Annotated in this window: 16 protein-coding genes; 10 read left to right on the top strand and 6 right to left on the bottom strand. The window is 67.1% G+C overall.

Translation table 11 applies throughout. From position 1 onward, the window contains the following. Window positions 1-16: 16 nt before the first annotated feature. Window positions 17-895, top strand: coding sequence for a hypothetical protein (locus LO55_RS00615; RefSeq protein ID WP_005668820.1), 879 nt, complete (start codon window positions 17-19; stop codon window positions 893-895). A gap of 2 nt (window positions 896-897) precedes the next feature. After that, window positions 898-2,106, top strand: a complete 1,209-nt coding sequence (locus tag LO55_RS00610) for an MFS transporter (protein ID WP_005668822.1) — start codon at window positions 898-900, stop codon at window positions 2,104-2,106. Between the two features lie 5 nt (window positions 2,107-2,111). Here LO55_RS00610 and LO55_RS00605 read toward each other — a convergent pair whose 3' ends face one another. Together LO55_RS00605 and infA are read right to left on the bottom strand one after the other, a co-directional pair. Continuing rightward, a complete protein-coding gene (locus LO55_RS00605; protein ID WP_040777052.1) occupies window positions 2,112-2,345 on the bottom strand; it encodes a hypothetical protein in 234 nt (77 codons plus the stop codon). Window positions 2,346-2,525: 180 nt separating this feature from the next. After that, the gene (gene infA, locus LO55_RS00600) at window positions 2,526-2,795 is read right to left on the bottom strand and encodes a translation initiation factor IF-1 (RefSeq protein ID WP_005668826.1); all 270 of its coding nucleotides are present in this window, start codon (window positions 2,793-2,795) and stop codon (window positions 2,526-2,528) included. 561 nt (window positions 2,796-3,356) lie between these two features. Between infA and LO55_RS00595 the strand changes: the two genes are divergently transcribed. The 4 genes from LO55_RS00595 to LO55_RS00580 are packed head-to-tail and all read left to right on the top strand — an operon-like array spanning window position 3,357 to window position 7,828. Then, window positions 3,357-4,835 (top strand): ATPase domain-containing protein, encoded by a 1,479-nt coding sequence (locus tag LO55_RS00595; protein WP_071360032.1) that lies wholly within the window; start codon window positions 3,357-3,359, stop codon window positions 4,833-4,835. Continuing rightward, window positions 4,822-6,576, top strand: a complete 1,755-nt coding sequence (locus LO55_RS00590; RefSeq protein WP_071360031.1) for a response regulator — start codon at window positions 4,822-4,824, stop codon at window positions 6,574-6,576. Before LO55_RS00595 ends, LO55_RS00590 begins: the two co-directional genes overlap by 14 nt. Further along, window positions 6,573-7,130, top strand: coding sequence for a sigma-70 family RNA polymerase sigma factor (locus tag LO55_RS00585; protein ID WP_071360030.1), 558 nt, complete (start codon window positions 6,573-6,575; stop codon window positions 7,128-7,130). The genes LO55_RS00590 and LO55_RS00585 overlap by 4 nt, the downstream gene beginning before the upstream one ends. Further along, on the top strand, window positions 7,127-7,828 hold the full coding sequence (locus LO55_RS00580; RefSeq protein WP_071360029.1) for an anti-sigma factor: 702 nt from the start codon (window positions 7,127-7,129) through the stop codon (window positions 7,826-7,828). The genes LO55_RS00585 and LO55_RS00580 overlap by 4 nt, the downstream gene beginning before the upstream one ends. A 31-nt stretch (window positions 7,829-7,859) precedes the next feature. On the opposite strand, the gene LO55_RS00575 is transcribed toward LO55_RS00580, so the two are convergent. Next, a complete protein-coding gene (locus LO55_RS00575; protein ID WP_071360028.1) occupies window positions 7,860-9,521 on the bottom strand; it encodes a DUF4394 domain-containing protein in 1,662 nt (553 codons plus the stop codon). 161 nt (window positions 9,522-9,682) lie between these two features. Beyond that, complete coding sequence (locus tag LO55_RS00570; protein WP_071363640.1) at window positions 9,683-10,879, bottom strand: MFS transporter; 1,197 nt, start codon at window positions 10,877-10,879, stop codon at window positions 9,683-9,685. Between the two features lie 105 nt (window positions 10,880-10,984). On the opposite strand from LO55_RS00570, the gene LO55_RS00565 reads away from it, so the two are divergent. Then, window positions 10,985-11,899, top strand: coding sequence for a LysR substrate-binding domain-containing protein (locus tag LO55_RS00565; RefSeq protein ID WP_005668840.1), 915 nt, complete (start codon window positions 10,985-10,987; stop codon window positions 11,897-11,899). Between the two features lie 127 nt (window positions 11,900-12,026). Continuing rightward, window positions 12,027-12,350, top strand: coding sequence for a hypothetical protein (locus tag LO55_RS00560; RefSeq protein WP_005668842.1), 324 nt, complete (start codon window positions 12,027-12,029; stop codon window positions 12,348-12,350). A gap of 4 nt (window positions 12,351-12,354) precedes the next feature. On the opposite strand, the gene LO55_RS00555 is transcribed toward LO55_RS00560, so the two are convergent. Then, complete coding sequence (locus LO55_RS00555) at window positions 12,355-13,608, bottom strand: CaiB/BaiF CoA transferase family protein (RefSeq protein WP_071360027.1); 1,254 nt, start codon at window positions 13,606-13,608, stop codon at window positions 12,355-12,357. A 128-nt stretch (window positions 13,609-13,736) separates the two neighbouring features. On the opposite strand from LO55_RS00555, the gene LO55_RS26605 reads away from it, so the two are divergent. Both LO55_RS26605 and LO55_RS00550 read left to right on the top strand, forming a co-directional pair. Beyond that, complete coding sequence (locus tag LO55_RS26605; RefSeq protein WP_177185487.1) at window positions 13,737-13,889, top strand: hypothetical protein; 153 nt, start codon at window positions 13,737-13,739, stop codon at window positions 13,887-13,889. A gap of 16 nt (window positions 13,890-13,905) precedes the next feature. Then, entirely contained in the window at window positions 13,906-15,171 is a 1,266-nt protein-coding gene (locus LO55_RS00550) for an alpha/beta fold hydrolase (protein ID WP_083415068.1), read from the top strand. A gap of 89 nt (window positions 15,172-15,260) precedes the next feature. Here the strand turns inward: LO55_RS00550 and LO55_RS26145 are convergent, their stop codons facing one another. Further along, window positions 15,261-15,728 carry a hypothetical protein gene (locus LO55_RS26145; protein ID WP_143054427.1) on the bottom strand — a complete coding sequence of 156 codons (468 nt, stop codon included), beginning with the start codon at window positions 15,726-15,728 and terminating at the stop codon, window positions 15,261-15,263. Window positions 15,729-15,835 lie beyond the last annotated feature (107 nt).

Here is a 15,835-nt window from a genome sequence, read left to right as displayed (position 1 = left end):
GGGAGCCGCCGCTGATATGTTGCCAGCCATCGTCATCGAACAACCGCCGCGCCTGATCCGCGCCATCAAGCTGCTGCCGGGCGAAGCCACGCCCGACGAAGCGGCGATCCTGGCCGACGAGCTGTCCGGGATCACCGCCATGGTGGCCGAGAAGTTCACCAACGACCGCACCGCCGAAGGGATCCAGCGCGCGCTGCTCTTGAGCATTGGCTGTGTTTCGCTGGGTCTCGAACACCTGATCCAGAGCGAGGACGAGGGCGACCTCGACGCGCTCGACATCCTGGTGGGCGAGGGCGCCGAGCACGCCTTCCAGGCGGGTTTCCGCATGATCCGCGAGCTGGCCGCGCTGCCCGAGGACAGCCTGGTGAGCGAGTACGACAACGATCCGGTCTACGCCCAGCGGCGCCTGAAGGAGCTGTTCGTCGACATCTGCACCGCCGACCCGGGCGAATCGTGGTCGGGCTACGAGCGCTTCCTGGGCCAGGTCCAGCAGCGCCAGCAGGTCCAGGCGATCGTCAAGGCCGCCGAATGGCTGCGCAAGAACCATTACGAAGGCCCGGTCAAGGATCCGGACCTGAACGCCGAGGGCGTGATCGCCATGGCGATCATCTTCGCGGCGGAAGGCGGCGCGCGCATCACGGCGCGCACCGGCCAGGCGGAGTTCGAGCGCTTCGTGAAGGCGGTGCGCAAGCACCGGCCCGATTTCGAGCAGGGCTGGGCCGAGTTCATGGCGCGCATCCCGCCGGCCCACCAGGCCGTCGTGGCCGAGCGTATCGACATCTACCGCAAGCACTGCACGGTGCTGGAGCAGATCGGGACGAATGCGACCATGGGCCAGCTGATGGCCGAGCTGGAGAACTACGCCGGTTCCGAACTGGATCCGGAATACCCTTGAGCATGACCGCCCCCGGCGCGCGCATCGCCTCCGGCAGCCCGGAGTTCCGGCGCATCAACCGCGCGATGGCGTTCGGGGGCTTTTCCATCTTCGCCCTGCTGTACTGCGTCCAGCCTTTGATGCCGCTCCTGGGCCATGACTTCCGGCTGTCGCCGGCCCAGAGCAGCCTGGTGCTGTCGGTGTCCACCGCCACCCTGGCGCTGGCGCTGCTGGGTTCGTCCAGCGTGGCCGAGCGCTTCGGCCGCAAGACAGTGATGGTGGCCTCGATGATCAGCGGGGCGGTGCTGACCCTGGCCTGCGCCTTCGCCGCCAATTACACGCAACTGGTCGCCGTGCGCGGCCTGATGGGCCTGATGCTGGGCGGCTTGCCGGCCGTGGCCATGGCCTACCTGAGCGACGAGATCGAGCCGACCTCGCTCGGCCTGTCGATGGGCATGTACATCAGCGGCAGCGCCTTCGGCGGCATGAGCGGGCGGGTGATCTCGGCCTTCATCAGCGACGTCGCGTCGTGGCGCGTGGCGGTCGGGCTGCTCGGCGCGGCCGGGCTGTACGCGGCCTGGGAATTCTCGCGCAGCCTGCCGCCGTCGCGCCATGGCGGCGCGCTGCCGGCGCGCGGCCCCGGCTTCGTCGACGGCCTGCGCATCCATTTGCGCGACCCGGGCCTGCCGTGGCTGTTCGCGCTGCCGTTCCTGCTGATGGGGGCGTTCGTCAGCCTGTACAACTACATCGGCTACCGCCTCCTGGCGCCGCCGTTCGGGCTGCGCCAGAGCGCGGTCGGGCTGTTGTCGCTGCTCTACCTGCTGGGCATTTTCAGCTCGATGTGGGCCGGCAAGCTGGGCGACCGCCTGGGCCGGCGCAACGTGCTCTGGCTGCTGATGGGGGTGATGATCGCGGGCTTGCTGGTGACCCTGGTCGATTCGGTGGTCGCCGTGGTGCTGGGCGTGGGCGTGGCCACCTTCGGCTTCTTCGCCGCCCATTCGGTGGCCAGCAGCTGGGTCGGACGGCGTGCGCAGCCGCCGCAGGCGCTGGCCTCGGGCATCTACCTGTTCTTCTATTATCTCGGCTCGAGCGTGGTGGGGTGGTTTACCGGCTATGTCTACGAGCACTGGGCCTGGCCCGGAGTGGTGGCGCTGCTGGGCGCGATCCTCGGCGTCGGCCTGCTGATCGCGCTGCGCCTGCGCAGGCTGGCGCCGGTGCCGCTGCTGAGCTGAGCGGCTCAGTTCGGAAAGCGGCCGTTGCGCGGCAGCGGCAGGATCGCCTCGGACACCGCCTGTTCGGGCGTCAGCCGGCGGCACGCGTGCGGACTTTGCAGGACGCGCTCGATCACGGTTGCAGGGACATTCTTGTATTCCATATAGCGCCGCGCCTGGGTGGCATCGCGCACGGCCAGGATGTTCAGGCCGCGCGCCACGGCGTTCGCGGTGGTTTCATCGCTGCGTCGTTGCCGCATTTGCATCTCACAACACCTTTGCATCATTTACTGTCGAGTGCGGATGGTTCGGTATGCATCCGCGCGTCCGGGGATGATACCCCGTGACGAAGACGATCTGCCAGCCTGGTCCGAAAAGTGTGCGCCAATGAAAAACGCCACGCTGGGCGTGGCGTTGCTTGCCGATGAGCGGCGCCCCGATCAGCGACGCGCCGCGCGGTTCACCGGCGGACGCGGACCGCTGCCGGTCTTGCCGAGGTGGCGGAAGGTGATCCGGCCCTTGCTCAGGTCGTAAGGCGACAGCTCCAGGCTGACCTGGTCGCCGGCGATGATGCGGATGTGGTTCTTGCGCATTTTGCCGGAGGTGTAGGCGATCAGCTTGTGGCCGTTTTCGCAATCGACGCGATAACGCGAATCGGGCAGCACTTCAGCGACGACGCCATTCATTTCGATGAGTTCTTCTTTTGCCAAGATGGGCTCCTGTTAGTTGCAAATACGATATCAGGCCAGCCTGGCGCGAAGGCGCACGGGCGGGCGGTGAAGCGGCCCGCGCAAGCGGGCAGTGTAGGTGACCGTGGCGGCGCGGCGCAGGCGCCGTGCCGGGGAATGAAAAAGCCCGCACATGCTGCAGGCCTCGATTCGATGTCAGGTATGACGGTTACTTCGTTGGGTGCGACGGCCCGCGTTCCGCGTCGCGCTTCAGGGCTGCGCTGCTGGCGCAGTATTCGTCCGCAGGAACACGATATGGGGACGGAATCAGGAATTTCCAGAGGCAATCTCGTGTCGCCAGCCCCAGCACTGCATGACGCGCAACGCGCGCGAGGGGCGGTCGATGCCGCAGAACCGATAGTGTAGCACGGTTGGCGCCTTGCTGTCCCGGGTCGGCCTTGATGAGGATATAATCCCAGCAATATTCGTTACGCTGCGCTTGTACCGCGCGCGACGCCTCCCGATCCCGGGCCATCCCCCGTTCCGTCCCTCGTGCGCAGGCGCGGACGCGCGTGAACCGGCCTACAGCCAGGGCTGCATTGCATGAACGACCGCACTTCGACCGGCATTCCCGGTCTCGACGACATCCTGGGTGGCGGCCTGACGCCAAAACGCCTGTACCTGGTCGAGGGTTCTCCCGGCGCCGGCAAGACCACCCTCGGCCTGCAATTCCTGCTCGACGGCGTCGCCCGGGGGGAGAGCGGTATGTACATCACGCTGTCCGAGACCACCGACGAGCTGGTCGCGGTGGGTCACAGCCATGGATGGGACCTGGGCGCCCTGGCGATCGTCGAGCTGGCCGGCGACGACGACCTCGACCCCCACTCGCAGCAATCGGTGTTCCATCCTTCCGAAGTCGAGCTGGGTGAAACGACGCGCAAGGTAATGGACCGGGTCGACGCGCTGCGGCCGATGCGCATCGTGTTCGACAGCCTGTCCGAGGTGCGCCTGCTGGCCCAGAACCCGCTGCGCTACCGGCGCCAGATCCTGGCGCTCAAGCAGTTCTTCTCGGCGCGCGACTGCACCGTGCTGCTGCTCGACGACAAGACCGCGGAATCCGACCAGCACCTGCACAGCCTGGCCCACGGCGTCATCAGCCTGGAGCAGATCACCAGGGAATACGGCAAGGAGCGGCGCCGGGTCAACATCCTCAAGATGCGCGGCATCCGTTTCCGGGGCGGCTTCCACGACTACACGCTCGACACCGGCGGCATCGTCATGTATCCGCGCCTGGTGGCCGCCGAACACGTGCGCGACTTCGCGCCGCAGGTCGGCTCGAGCGGTTCCGACGGCCTCGACGCGCTGCTCGGCGGCGGGCTGGTGCGCGGCACGAACACCCTGCTGGTGGGCCCGTCCGGCATCGGCAAGACGACGCTGTCGACGCGCTGCCTGCTGTCGGCGCTGCAGCGCGGCGAGCAGGCCTCGTACTACCTGTTCGACGAGGGGCTCGGCACCTTCTTCGCCCGCAGCATCCAGCTCGGTCTCGACCTGCGTCCCTATCTCGACAATGGCCAGCTGACCATCGACCACTTCGATCCGGCCGAGCTGTCGCCCGGCGAATTCGCCCAGAAGCTGCGCGACGCGGTCGACCAGCGCCGCAGCCGCTTCATCGTCATCGACAGCCTGAACGCCTATCTGCAGGCGATGCCGGGCGAGCACTTCCTGATCCTGCAGATGCACGAACTGCTGTCCTACCTGAACCAGCAGGGCGTGACCACGGTGATGATCCTCGGCCAGCATGGCCTGATGGCGGAAGGCCGCACCGACGTCGACCTGAGCTACCTGAGCGACAGCACGGTGCTGCTGCGCTTCTTCGAGGCGTCGGGCAAGGTGCGGCGCGCGATCAGCGTGATCAAGAGCCGCACGACCCAGCACGCATCGACCATCCACGAGCTGCAGCTGGGCGAGGGCGGGGTGCGCATCGGCGCGCCGCTCCAGGGTTTCGAGGGCGTGTTGAGCGGCATCCCGACCTACCGCGGAGTGACGCCCATGATGGCGCAGGCGCCGCATGCTTCGGAATAATCCGCACGAAGAACGCATCCTGGTCTTCGCGCCGCGCGGGCGCGACGCCGAAGTCATGGCGTCGGTGTTGCGGCGCGACGGCCTCGACTGCGAGCTGGTCGCCGACTTCACGGGCCTGGGCGCGGCCATCGGGCAGGGTGCGGGCGCGGCCATCGTGGCCGAGGAGGCCCTGCACGGGGTCGACGCCTCGGCCCTGCGCGGCTGGCTGGAGCGCCAGGAGCCATGGTCCGATTTTCCCTTTATTGTGCTGCTGGGCAAAGCCACCGGCCTGCAGCAAGCCACGGCGCGCGATCGCCTGGGCGACCTGGGCAACGTGATCCTGCTCGAGCGTCCGCTCAACGTCCAGACCCTGCGCAGCGCCAGCGTGTCGGCGCTGCGCGCGCGGCGCCGCCAGTACCAGGCGCGCGACGTGCTGGCCGACCGCGAGCGCACCGCCGCCAGCCTGCATCACAGCCGCCAGCAGCTGGTGGCGCTGAACGAAACGCTCGAGTCGCGCATCGACGAGCGCACCCGCGCCCTGGCCCAGGCCAACGACCGCCTGATGAGCGAGATTATCGAGCGCGAACGGGTGCAGCAGGCCATGGCGCAGTACCAGAAGATGGAAGCGGTGGGGCGCCTGACCGGCGGCATCGCCCACGACTTCAACAACCTGCTCAACGTGGTCCAGGGCAGCATGGACCTGATCCTCCTGATGTCGAAGGACGAGGTGGCCAAGGGCCGCGCCGAGATCGCGCGCAAGGCCTGCCAGCGCGGCGGCAAGCTGACCCGCCAGTTGCTGGCCTTCGCCCGCAACCAGAGCCTGGATTTGCGCGAGACCGATATCGGCCTTCTTTTCGACGGGGTGCGCGAACTGGTCGCCACCTCGCTCGGTTCGCGCATCCGGCTGCGCTTCGAGGCCGACATGGACTGCCCGCCGGTGCTGGCCGACGCCAACCAGATGGAAATGGCGCTCCTGAACCTGGCCATCAATGGGCGCGACGCGATGCAGGACGGCGGCGAACTGGTGTTCGTCGCCGCCTGCGACGAACCACCGCCCGATTTCCTGCCGCCGGGCGACTACGTGCGCATCGCCGTCACCGACAGCGGCGAAGGCATGGCGCCGGAGCTGGTGGCCAAGGTGTTCGAGCCCTTCTTCACGACCAAGGGCGTGGGAGGCACCGGCCTGGGCCTGAGCCAGGTGTACGGCATGGCGCAGCAGTCGGGCGGCGCCGCGCGCATCCTGAGCGAGCCGGGCGTGGGCACCACGGTCGAGATCTGGCTGCGCACGGCGACGGGGATGCAGGACGCCGAGCCGGCCTTGCCGGCGCGCATGCCGGCCGTCCGCCAGGCGGCGCGCATCCTGATCGTGGAGGACGACGACTTCGTGCGCGAATCGATGGTCTCCTCGCTCGAGGCCCTCGGCCACACGGTGCGCCAGGCGCCCGACGGCGAGGCCGGCCTGCGCGCGCTGCATGAAGAGCGGCCCGACCTGCTCATCACCGACTACCTGATGCCGGGCATGACCGGCGCCGAACTGATGCAGCGCACGCGCGCGATGTTTCCCGGCCTGCCGATGATCATCGCCACCGGCTATGCCGACATGAAGGCGATCGAGCAGGTGATCGGCGGCGGCGTCGTGCTGCGCAAACCCTTCCAGCTGGCCGAGCTGGCTGTCAGCGTCGGGCAGGCGCTGGACCGGCAGCGCGCCGGCGACGAAGCGCAGGCGGCGGCCATGCTTCCACCGACCGAAGGAGAAGGATGAGCGGCGCCACCGAGACATTCGACTACGAGGCCGCGCTCGCGGCTTGCGCGCGCGGCGACCGCCACGCGCTGCGTCGCCTGTATGACCAGGAAAGCCCGCGCCTGCTGTCCGTGGCCCTGCGCATCGTGCGCGAGCGCCAGGCGGCCGAGGACGTGCTGCACGATGCCTTCGTGAGCATCTGGACCCGCGCCGCCGGTTTCGACCCCTCGCGCGGTTCGGGCCGCGGCTGGATGTACACCGTGGTGCGTCACGCGGCGCTCGACGCGGTGCGCGACGGCGCTCGCGAAATCAATGTCGACGAGGAGGCCTTCGACGCCCTGGGCAGCGATGCCTTCGATCCCGGCATGCAGGACGCCTTCGAACTGCGCCAGGACATGGGACGCCTGCACGACTGCCTGAACCGGCTCGACGTCGCCAAGCGCAACAGCATCCTGCACGCCTATGTCGATGGGCTGTCGCACAGCGAGATCGCCGATCGCCTCAAGTCGCCGCTGGGAACGGTGAAGGCCTGGATCAAGCGCGGCCTGAGCGCGCTGCGGGAGTGCATGGTATGAATCCGGTCCATGATCCCTACGAGTTGGCCGGCGAATACGTGCTGGGGACGCTGTCGCGCGAACGGCGCCGCGAGGTGGATGCCATGCTGCCGCACGACGCCACGCTGCGCGCCGCCGTCGCCTATTGGGAAGAACGGCTGCTGCCCCTGAGCACGCTGGTCGAGCCGGTGGCGCCGTCCAGCGCCTTGTGGCCGCGCATCGAGCGCAGCGTGGCGGCATTGGCCCCGGTGGCCGCGCCTGCGGCGGTGCGTCCGGGCTGGTGGGAACGCCTGGGCCTGTGGCGCGCCCTGGCAGCCGGCGGCTTCGCGGCCGCCGCGATCATGGCGGCGGTGGTCGGCCTGCGCCAGTTCGAGGTCGAGCAGCCGCGCTATATGGTGGTGCTGGCCGCGCCGCAGAACGCGGGGCCGGGCTGGGTGCTGGAGCTGGTGGCCGACGACACGCTGCGCCTGCAACCGCTGGTCACGACCGAGGTCCCGGCCGATCGCGCGCTGCAGCTGTGGACCAAGGCCGACGACTGGGAAGGCCCGGTCTCGCTGGGCCTGGTCAAGCCGGGCGAGGCGGTCGAGGTCAAGCTCGCCAACCTGCCGAAGGTGGTGCCGAACCAGCTGTTCGAGATTACATTGGAACCGGCCGCCGGTTCACCGATCGGCCGTCCGACCGGACCCATTCTCTACATCGGGCGCGCGGTCAGGATCTAGGCGGCGGCCCGCATGCCGCCGCCCGGATCTATCAACGCAGCCAGATCGCGATATCGCGCACGCCTGGCCCGCCGTTGCCACTACCGGTGCCGATCACCGAAGTCGCCGGCGTCGCCGCGCCATTGACCGGGGTTGCCGCACCGGTGCCCAGGTTCACCCGGTACAGCGAGCTCGGGCCGCCGGCCGTGGTGCGCAGCGCCGCCAGCACCAGGCCGTTCTCGCCGCCACCGATGTCCATGGCGCCTGCGCCCGCCACCGTCACGCCCAGCGGACCGACGTCGACCAGCGTGCCGTCGTTCGGCGGATTCTGCAGCGCCAGCACCGAACTGGCGCCGTCGACGTCGAACAGCTGGGTCGAGGCCGGGGTCGGGATGCTGTTGGTGTAGGCGGCGGCCACCACGCGTGGGGCCACGCCGGCGCGGTTGATATTGCCGTCGGTGGTGGTGGCGCCGGTGTCGACGTTGATGCGCAGGCTCTGGCCGCTGTCGCTGATCACGCGCAGGCGGTCGGCGACCGGGTTGAAGTCGACCGCGAACGCGGTTCCCTGCATGGCGGTGTAGGGCGCGGTCGTGTCGGCGCCGTCGGCGGCGAGCGTCGCCTTGACGGTGGCGGCGCCGGTGGCCGGGTCGATGGTGACCAGGCGCGCATTGCTCGTCAGGCCGTACAGCATGCCGTCCTTCGGCCGCACGTCGATGCCGACCAGGGTTTCTCCGCCGGCCAGACCGGTGATGGCGACGTTGGTGTCGATGGTGTTGGGCGAGCCGACCTTGAAGCCCAGCAGGCGGTTGTCGTCCGCCAGGCCCAGGATCACCGGCGCGGCAACGGCGCGCAGCGCGATGCCGCGGATGTCTTCTGTCACGCCGAGCGCGCCGATGAGCGTGGTGGGAGCGCTGGTGGCGGCCAGGTTCACGCCATACAGGTTGCGCGCACCGCCGACGGTGGCGACCATGTATCCCATATTCGTGCGCGCATCGATGTCGAAACCGTTCGCCGCGCCGATGGTCACGCCCAGCGGCACCGGCTTGGCGAGGGTGCCGTCGTTCGGCGGGTTCTGGGCGTACAAGGTCGAGTTGGCGCCATCGATGCCGTACAGCGTGGTCGAACCGGTACCGGCGAACGAATTGGTATACGCCGAGGCCGAGATCGCGGTGTTGGCGGCGCCGCCATTGATGCTGCCGTCGGTGGTGGTGGCGCCGCTGTCGACATTGATGCGCAGGCTCTGGCCGGTATTGCCGACGATGCGCAGGCGGTCGGCCATCGGGTTGAAGTCGACGCCAAAACTCGTGCCGGCCAGCGCGGTGAACGGTTCCGTGGTGTCGGCGGCATCGGCGCTCAAGCGCGATTTATTGGTGGCGGCGCCGGTGGCGGCGTCCAGCGTGTACAGGCGGCCGGTCGAGCCGACGCCGTACAGCATGCCGTCGGCCGGGCGCACGTCGATGCCGACCAGGTTCTCGCCGCTCTGCAGGCCCGTCACCAGGACATTGGTGCGGATCGTGGTCGGCGTGGCGCGGTCGAACGAGACCAGGCGGTTGCTGGCGGTCAGGGCGACCACGTCGCCGACCGTCGCAGCCGGCGGCGGTGGGGTGGTCGGTGGCGTCTCCGGATGGTGGTCGTCGCTGCTGCTGCCGCAGGCGGCGAGGGCAAGGGCGATCGAAGAAGCCAGGATCAGTTTGGCGAATTGTGGTTGGGTCATGATGTGTCCTCAGTAAGAATTGCTTGTTTGAATTCATTGGGGGCGCATCGCGGCCGTATGTCGGCTGCAATGTTGGCGCTTGTACTACTCGCCAGATGCAGGAATGGATGCACCTTGTGAAAAAATATTTTCACAAGGTGTGCTGCGTGATGGAAAAGGTATTAGTTGTTCCGGCGCAGTTGCGCCACCAGGGGCGCCAGCAGCACGGCCAGCACTGCGAAGCTCGCCGCGAAGTAGCCGATCTTGTCCAGGCCGACCAGCGGGATTGCCGCGCCGCCCAGCATGGCGCCGATGCCGATGCCGGCATTCGCGGCCGATACATTGGTGGTGCCGGCCAGCGCCTGCGAGTGGGTGACCGATTTCATCACCCGCACCTGGCAGATAGGGAACAGCGCCGTGTACGCGATGCCCCACAGCGCCAGCACCGCGCAGAACAGGATCGTCGAGCCGGCGCTGGGCGCCGCCAGCGCCATCGCCATCGCCAAGAGGCCCGAGAACAGCGCCGTGGCTTTCAGTGGCGCGCGGTCGACCACCTTGCCGCCGACCCAGTTGCCGATCAGGCCGATCGCGCCGAAGCCCATCAGCCACCAGCCGACGTCCAGCGGCGCCACGCCGGCCACCCGCTCGAGGATGTCGGCCAGGTAGGTGTAGGCGGTGAACATGGCGGTGAACACCAGGATCGACAGGCCGACGTTGGCCAGGAAGTAGGGCTCACGGAACAGGCGCGCCTGGGAACGGAAGTCCACACGCTTGGCGCGCGCCACGGCCGGCATCAGGAACAGCAGCGCGAGCGCCATCGCCAGCGACAGGGCGGCGAGGATCCAGAATGCATTGCGCCAGCCGATGCTGTTGGCGGCGATGGTGCCGAGCGGGATGCCGAACAGCAGGGCGGCCGAGATGCCGAGGTAGACCCGCGCCACGCCTTGCCCGGCCTTGTCGGGACCGGCCAGTTCGGCCGCGGTCTCGCTCGCGGTGCCCCAGAACACCGGCAGCGCCAGCGCAGGAATGAAGCGCGCCAGCGCCAGCACCCAGACGTTCGGCGCCAGCGCGGCCAGGGCATTGGACAGCGCGAACACGACCAGCACGCCGATGAACAGCGCCTTGCGGTCCAGGTGCGACAGCCAGGCCGTCAGCGGCGGACCGAACAACATCACGGTGAAGGCGAACAGGGTCACCAGCTGCCCGGCGAGCGAGATCGAGATGCCGAGGTCGCGCGACAAGGCCGGCAGCAGGCCGACGATCAGGAATTCGGTGGTGACGATGATGAAGGCGGCGACCGCCAGGATCAGGATGGGCAGCGCGCCGGACGACGATGACGCCGGGGCCGCCTGTGCGAGCGCAGAGCTTGAACGGGACATGGATTTCTTATAAGGATTAAGCAGGGTCGCCATCCTATTTGAAATACCATTTCCTATCTCGGGCATTTTTTCTATACTTGGCGGAATATTTTTCCGCAATAGCCTATGCAAACCAGTGAACGCCTGAAGGGGGTCGATGTCTTCGTGGCCGTGGCCCAGGCCGGCAGCTTCGTCCGCGCGGCCCAGCGCCTGCACCTGACCGGATCGGCCGTCGGCAAGGCCATCGCCCGCCTCGAGGCGCGCCTGAACGCGCGCCTGTTCGAGCGCAGCACGCGCCGGCTGGCGCTGACCGACGCCGGCGCCCGTTTCCTGGCCGCCTGCACCCGGGTGCTCGGCGAACTCGAGGAAGCCGAGCATGCATTGCACGCCGAGGGCGACCTGCTGGCCGGGCGGCTGCGGGTCGACCTGCCGGCCACCTATGGACGCCTGATCGTATTGCCGGTGCTGACGGCTTTCCTGCAGCGTTATCCGCGTATCAAGCCGGTGCTGTCCTTCACCGACCGCTATGTCGACCTCGAGGACGAAGGCATTGACGTGACGGTGCGCATCGGCAGTCCGGAAGCCTGGTCGCCCGCGCTCGGCCACTGCCTGCTGGGCCAGGACCGCAAGGTGTTCTGCGCGGCGCCTTCCTACCTCGCGGCGCACGGCGCACCGGCCTCGGTCGAAGACCTGGTGGAACACGCGGTGATCATGTACGGCAAGGCCGACAGCCGCGTCAGTCCCTTGCTGATCCGGCGCGGCAACGCCCTGGTCGAGCAGCGCGCTTTCGATGCGCGGATCGTCGCCGGCGACGCCGAAGCCCAGGCCGAGCTGACCGTGGCGGGGCTCGGCATCGCCCAGCTGTCGACCTGGCTGATCGAGCGCCACCTGGCGGACGGCAGCCTGGTCGAGGTGCTGCCGGACTATGCGACGCCCGGCCTGACAATGCACGTGGTGTGGCCGAAGGCGAAACAGGACGTGCCGCGCGTGCGCGAGCTGGTCGACGTCTTGCGCGCGGCGCTGTCGGAGCCGGCGGCGTAACACTGCCATCTGGAGTGCACCGCGATTGTCCCGCGGAACGGGCGAAATCGATGCTTGATAAACCACGAATCCATCCTAAGCTGGAAGGCTCCAGTGGTTTTTCCCACATCTTTTTCAGGAGAACATCATGCTGCAAACCGCCGAAATCCAGCAACGTTTCATGAACGTCCAGCAGGTCGTGAACCAGGCCGAGCAAGTCTGCCAGAGCGACCAGAGCGTCCCCAGCGAAATCCGCGACTGCATCCACAAGATCGCCGAGGAAGCCGGGCGCGCGCAAAGCGTCATGCAGTCGAACGACCAGTCGAGCATGATCCAGTGCATCGACGACCTGGAAGCCATGGGCGACGAGGCCAAGCGCGTCTGCACCTCGACCAGGCCTTCACCGCAAGTGCAATCCGTCGTCGTGCGCGTGCACGACGAGCTGTCGAACCTGAAGCACCAGCTGCACTGAGCCTTTAAACCACACCCCGCTCGCGCAAGGCCGCGATCTCTTCCTCGCTCCTGCCCAGCATCTCGCGCAATACTTCCGTCGTGTGCTGGCCCAGCAGGGGCGGGGCCATCCCGCTGGTCGCAGGAGTGGCCGACATCCGGATCGGATTGCGCACCAGCTTGACCTGACCCGCGCTCGGATGCGGCAGGTCGATCGCCATCGCACGCGCCTGCACCTGCTCGTTGGCGAACACTTCGCCGACGTCGTTGATCGGCCCGCAGGGCACGCCTTTTTCTTCCAGCAGGGCGATCCATGCGTCGCGCGGTTTCGTCCTGACCATCTCGGCCAGCAGCGGCACCAGCACATCGCGGTTCTGTACGCGCAGCGGATTGGTGGCGAAGCGCGGATCGCCGGCCAGCTCGGGCCGGCCGCCGGCCTCGACGAACTTCTGGTACTGGCCGTCGTTGCCGGTGGCGACGATGATGTGGCCATCCGCGCAGGCAAAGGTCTGGTAGGGCACGATGTTGGCGTGGGCATTGCCCCAGCGCTTGGGCGGCTTGCCGCTGTTGAGGTAATTGCTGCCGACATTGGCCAGCATCGCCACCTGCGTGTCTAACAGCGCCATGTCGATGTGCTGGCCCTCGCCCGTGCGGTCGCGGTGGGTGAGGGCGGCCAGCACGGCCACCGTCGCGTACATGCCGGTCATGAGGTCGGTCAGCGCGACGCCGGCCTTTTGCGGACCGCCGCCGGGCAGGTCGTCGCGCTCGCCGGTGACCGACATCAGGCCGCCCATGCCCTGGATCAGGAAGTCGTAACCCGCGCGGTGGGCGTAGGGACCGTCCTGGCCGAAGCCGGTGATCGAGCAGTACACCAGGTCGGGCTTGATTGCCTTGAGTGAGTCATAGTCGAGGCCATAGCGCTTCAGGTGGCCGACCTTGAAGTTCTCGAGCACCACGTCGCAATGCAGCACCAGCTCGCGCAGCAGGGCCTGGCCTTCGCTGCTCGCGATGTCGACCGTGAGCGAGCGCTTGCCGCGGTTGGCCGACAGGTAATAGGCCGCTTCCTGCGTATCGTTGCCCTGCGCATCCCTGGCATATGGCGGACCCCAGGCGCGGGTGTCGTCGCCGGCGCCGGGGCGCTCGATCTTGATCACGTCGGCGCCGAGGTCGGCCAGGTTCTGCGAGCACCAGGGGCCGGCCAGCACGCGCGACAGGTCGAGCACGCGGATGTGGCCGAGGGCTTTCGGCAGCGCAGGGGAAGGGGAGCTTGCTTGCGTCATGTCTCGTTCTTCTTGTGTGCGATCGTGAAGCGCCGATTATAGCCGGGACGGTTGCCGTTCCTGTCAGTAAGGTTGCGGTAAACGAGGCCGCTCTAGCATGACAGCTCGATCAACCACCGGGAGCCGCCATGCCGACGCTACGCGCCTATCTGTTCCTGTCGCTTGTCCTTGCCGTGATGCTGTTGCATAAGCTGTTGGAGGAGAATATCTCGGGCATCCGGATGGCGAGTATTTCTCCCAGCATGAGCATGTTCCTCAACTCCACACCGATCTGCTTGTGATAGCCGGGGACCTGCCATGACCGATCCGCTCCATCATCGCCCGGCATTGCCTTTTCGGTCCTTTCTGGCGCTGGCATGCGTGGCCGCCTGCGTCCTGCTGCTGGGCGCCTGTACGGCGCCAATGCCAACCGAACCGCAGGCCGAAGCGCAGGCGCCGCCACGCAGCTTCGAGGATTACCACAGCCAGACGCTGGCGCGGATGCGGCAGGCACGCAGCTTCCAGCACGCGGATACGGAAAGCGAACTCGTGTGGAACGGCCCGCGCGAATGGCGGCCGGCTCGGTCGGGCGCGGGCGCGAAGGCGGAAAAAGGCATCCTGCTGGTGCACGGACTCGGGGACTCGCCCTGGTCCTTCCACGACCTGGGAGCGGCGATGGCGGCCGAGGGCTATCTGGTGCGCACAGTGCTGCTGCCCGGCCACGGCACGCGTCCGGCCGACCTATTGGCGGTGAGCGCGCAGCAGTGGCGCGAGCTGGTTCAAGAGCAGGCGCGGGTGCTGGAAGACGACGTCGACGGCCCGGTCTACCTCGGCGGATTCTCGACCGGCGCCAACCTGGTGCTCGACTATGCCTATGCCCATCCTTCGATCGCCGGCCTGGTCCTGTTCTCTCCGGGCTTCAAGAGCATGCCGTTCGACTGGGTCGCGCCGGTGGCGGCGCGCATCCGGCCCTGGATCGTCGGCCCCGGCGACCCCGTACGGGACCAGACGCCGGTGCGCTACCTGAACGTTCCCACCAATGGCTTCGCGCAGTTCTATCACACCAGCACGAACGCGCGCCGCCTGCTTTCGCGCACCTACGACAAGCCGGTCTTCATGGCCGTCGCGCAGCACGATTCCGTGCTGGACACCGCTTATCTGCTGGACGTCTTCCAGCGCCGCTTCACCCATCCGGACAGCCGTCTGATCTGGTACGGAGCGGCGCCCCGGGAGCTGGCCGATACCCGGCGCGTGCTGGTGCGCGGGGACAGCTTGCCGGCTTACCGCATCAGCCAGTTCTCGCATATGGGCTTGCTGTTCTCGCCGTCGAACGCGCTGTATGGGGAGGGCGGGCGCCTGCGGATCTGCCACAACGGCCAGGCCGAGCGCGTGACCCGGGCTTGCCTCCAGGGCGAGGCCGTGTGGTATTCCGACTGGGGCTACCGCGAGCCGGGCAAGGTCCACGCGCGCCTGACCTTCAATCCTTATTTCGATTGGCAGACGTCGGTACTGATTGGCACTTTCGGCAGCAATCACGGTGCCAACATTGATGTGCCAAGTGTCAATTCCGGTAGACGGGAATAGTGCGCCTGTCGTGCGTGGCAAACCTGGCTCGAGTTGCTCGTCCTTGCATCGGCATGCGCGAATACTCGCCTTTGTTTTCGGTCGTGTACTTAGCGATGAGCGTCCTTCAATGATTTAATCTTCTTCGCGGAGAAAAAGAAGCCATCCCAGAAGATTACTGCCTCATCCGCTCCTTTGATGAACACTTGCGTGCAACCGATATCGACGACGGTAACCGGATTGGGTAGGCGCAGTTTGGCAGCACTGATTTGCGCTTCCTGGCGTAAGTATATATTTGGTTCGACACGTTTACTTTCAAAACTTGGGGCGCCGCAGCTTTCTGTCCCAAACCTGGTTCCCTCGTTTCGGATTGTCATTACCTGCCCGAGTAGTTGCTTGGCCTGATGCTCATCAATCGAGGTGATCTTTACACCATCAAGCACAGATGTAAATTTCCATTGGCCGATGACTTCCTGTCCTGGCTGGGCCGCGTGTGCAGGGAGGCAGGCCGCAAGGGCGATGACGAACACCGCGGAGAGCGTTCGAATTGGCGGTGACTTTGCGTGTCGATCAGCCATGGCCAGCTCCGACGAGAGGAGCAGCCAATTTAGCAAGCTGGAGGAAAAGCAATTTACGGAGCCTCAACCCGACGAAACTGGATTGAGAAACTGATGAACCAAGATGT

Source organism: Massilia timonae, from assembly GCF_001866515.1.
GTDB lineage: Bacteria > Pseudomonadota > Gammaproteobacteria > Burkholderiales > Burkholderiaceae_D > Telluria > Telluria timonae.
The sequence above is the reverse complement of the archived record's forward strand: the minus strand, read 5'-3'. Positions and strand labels throughout refer to the sequence as shown.

Coding starts and splice junctions, on each gene's coding strand:
- LO55_RS00580 (WP_071360029.1), top strand. CDS start 7,127: ATGAATCCGGTCCATGATCCCTACGAGTTGGCCGGCGAATACGTGCTG.
- LO55_RS00615 (WP_005668820.1), top strand. CDS start 17: ATGTTGCCAGCCATCGTCATCGAACAACCGCCGCGCCTGATCCGCGCC.
- LO55_RS00555 (WP_071360027.1), bottom strand. CDS start 13,608: ATGACGCAAGCAAGCTCCCCTTCCCCTGCGCTGCCGAAAGCCCTCGGC.
- LO55_RS00575 (WP_071360028.1), bottom strand. CDS start 9,521: ATGACCCAACCACAATTCGCCAAACTGATCCTGGCTTCTTCGATCGCC.
- LO55_RS00595 (WP_071360032.1), top strand. CDS start 3,357: ATGAACGACCGCACTTCGACCGGCATTCCCGGTCTCGACGACATCCTG.
- LO55_RS00560 (WP_005668842.1), top strand. CDS start 12,027: ATGCTGCAAACCGCCGAAATCCAGCAACGTTTCATGAACGTCCAGCAG.
- LO55_RS00590 (WP_071360031.1), top strand. CDS start 4,822: ATGCTTCGGAATAATCCGCACGAAGAACGCATCCTGGTCTTCGCGCCG.
- LO55_RS00610 (WP_005668822.1), top strand. CDS start 898: ATGACCGCCCCCGGCGCGCGCATCGCCTCCGGCAGCCCGGAGTTCCGG.
- LO55_RS00605 (WP_040777052.1), bottom strand. CDS start 2,345: ATGCGGCAACGACGCAGCGATGAAACCACCGCGAACGCCGTGGCGCGC.
- LO55_RS00585 (WP_071360030.1), top strand. CDS start 6,573: ATGAGCGGCGCCACCGAGACATTCGACTACGAGGCCGCGCTCGCGGCT.
- LO55_RS00550 (WP_083415068.1), top strand. CDS start 13,906: ATGACCGATCCGCTCCATCATCGCCCGGCATTGCCTTTTCGGTCCTTT.
- LO55_RS26605 (WP_177185487.1), top strand. CDS start 13,737: ATGCCGACGCTACGCGCCTATCTGTTCCTGTCGCTTGTCCTTGCCGTG.
- LO55_RS26145 (WP_143054427.1), bottom strand. CDS start 15,728: ATGGCTGATCGACACGCAAAGTCACCGCCAATTCGAACGCTCTCCGCG.
- LO55_RS00565 (WP_005668840.1), top strand. CDS start 10,985: ATGCAAACCAGTGAACGCCTGAAGGGGGTCGATGTCTTCGTGGCCGTG.
- LO55_RS00570 (WP_071363640.1), bottom strand. CDS start 10,879: ATGTCCCGTTCAAGCTCTGCGCTCGCACAGGCGGCCCCGGCGTCATCG.